The sequence below is a fragment of the Protofrankia sp. Cj3 genome (genome assembly GCF_917627355.1).
Lineage (GTDB): Bacteria > Actinomycetota > Actinomycetes > Frankiales > Frankiaceae > Protofrankia.
In genome coordinates this window covers 1-2264 of sequence record NZ_CAKJTR010000133.1, presented here as the reverse complement: position 1 = coordinate 2264, position 2264 = coordinate 1, and the positions used below count along the sequence as shown (strand labels likewise).

At 69.7% G+C, this 2264-nt stretch carries 2 protein-coding genes; both read right to left on the bottom strand.

Annotated features, from left to right (window positions below; translation table 11 throughout):
- Positions 1-19: 19 nt before the first annotated feature.
- Complete coding sequence (locus MJ783_RS16835; protein ID WP_239311393.1) at positions 20-439, bottom strand: DUF5313 family protein; 420 nt, start codon at positions 437-439, stop codon at positions 20-22.
- 146 nt (positions 440-585) lie between these two features.
- Positions 586-2264: biotin carboxylase N-terminal domain-containing protein (locus MJ783_RS16830; protein ID WP_239311392.1), on the bottom strand; the 1679-nt coding region annotated here is incomplete at its 5' end.

The following is a 2264-nucleotide window of genomic DNA, read 5'->3' as shown; positions in this document are numbered from 1 at the left end:
TCCCCTATTGCCGGGCGCTCTAAAGGTCGATGCCGTCGTCTTCCTCGGGCGGGAGGACCGGTGCGAGACCGTGCTGGACGAGGCGCCGGTTGCGGAAGTGGCCAGCGGTGGCGAATCCGAGTCCCACCGTCGCGACGAGCAGGAAGATCGAGATGGTGAGCCGGACCTCCAGCCGCCCGGGTAGCAGCGCGAACATGATCGCGAATGGCAGCATAACCAACGGCGGGCGGGAAGCCTGCCGGACCCGCCACCGCGGACCTGTCAGATCGTGCGACACCCATGGCGTGTACCGCGGGGGCAGCGTTCCGCCCACCAGGTAATACACCAGCCCGGCAAAGGGCGGTCGCTCGGGTGACACCGGCCGCTTGCCGCCTGGGTCCACCGACCCGTCCCCGGGAACCCGGCCCTCTTCCATGCCCGCTTCCATGCCTGCTGCCACACTCGCCAGCCTACGGACAGGTTTCCCGGGAGTCTGTCAGCCGGCCGGGAAGCGGCCGGGATCAGTCCCTGGGGCGACCGGCAGCAGGGGGTGCGGCGTCGCGGGGCTGGGGCAGGTGCCCCAGCCCCTTTCCTTGATCCACACCCCTATTGCCGGTCGCTTGTGATCTCGCAGAGGACGGCGCCACTGGAGACGACGGCACCGACGGTCGCGGTGAGCCCGGCCACGGCACCCGCCCGATGCGCGGTGATCGGTTGTTCCATCTTCATCGCCTCCAGGACGACGATAAGATCACCGGCTTCGACGGTGTCGCCGTCACTGACAGCAATCTTGACAATGGTGCCCTGCATGGGGCTGGTCAGTGCGTTCCCAGCAACGGCCTTCGTTGCTTTCGCGCCGGAGCGTCTCCGGGGCGGAGCCGCGCGACCGGCCGCCGGAGCGGCCGCCGATCCGAGGCCAGCGGGCAGGACAACCTCAAGACGCCGGCCGCCGACCTCCACCACCACCGACTCTCGCTCCACCGGCGCGGTTTCGGCGTCCGCGCCGCCAGTGAAGACCGGGATCGTGTTGTCGAACTCGGTCTCGATCCAGCGGTTGTGCACTCGGAACGGTTCGGTCGCGTCCCCCGGCGCGAAAGCCGGATCCCGTACGACAGCCCGATGGAACGGCAGCACCGTGGCCATACCGTCGACGGCCATCTCGGCCAGCGCGCGGCGGGCGCGTTCCAGCGCCTCGGTCCGGCTCGCGCCAGTGACGATCAGCTTGGCGAGCAGCGAGTCGAAGGCGCCGCCGATAACGGTGCCGGACTCGACACCGGTGTCGACCCGCACACCCGGCCCGGTGGGCGCGACAAACCGGGTGACCGTGCCCGGGGCCGGCAGGAAGTTACGCCCGGGATCCTCGCCGTTGATACGGAACTCGATCGAGTGCCCCCGGGGGGCCGGGTCGGTCGGGTCGAGTGCCTCACCCTCGGCGATGCGGAACTGCGCGCGAACGAGGTCGATGCCGCTGGTCTCCTCGGTGACGGGATGCTCGACCTGCAGGCGGGTGTTGACTTCGAGGAAGCTGATCATCCCGTCTCGGGCGACGAGGAACTCGACCGTGCCCGCGCCCACGTAGCCGGCCTCCCGGCAGATGGCCCGAGAGGCCTGATAAAGCGACGTGCGCTGCTCCTCGGTGAGGAACGGCGCCGGGGCCTCCTCGACGAGTTTCTGGTAGCGCCGCTGCAACGAGCAGTCCCGGGTGCCGACGACGACGACTGTGCCGTGGGTGTCCGCGAGGATCTGGGTCTCGACGTGGCGGGGCTGGTCCAGGTAGCGCTCGACGAAGCACTCACCCCGGCCGAACGCGGCGGTGGCCTCGCGGACCGCGCTTTCGAAGAGCTCAGGCAGCTCGTCGCTGTTCCACGCGACCTTGAGCCCACGCCCGCCACCGCCGAAGGCTGCCTTGATGGCGACCGGCAGCCCGTACTGATCCGCGAAGGCCAGGACCTCCTCGATGCCGCCAACGGGATCGGCGGTGCCGGGGGCGAGCGGCGCCCCCACGGCAAGGGCGATGTGCCGGGCCGCGGTCTTGTCACCCAAGCGCCGGATGGCCTCGGGCGGCGGCCCGATCCAGGTCATGCCCGCGGCGATGACCGCCTCGGCGAAGTCGGCGTTCTCCGACAGGAAGCCGTAGCCGGGGTGGACGGCGTCGGCGCCACTTGCCCGGCAGAGATCGAGAATCTTGTCTATTCGAAGATAGGAGTCGCCCGGTGTGTTGCCCGAGAGGGCGTACGCTTCGTCCGCGATGCGGACATGGAGGGCATCGATATCGGGCTCGGCGT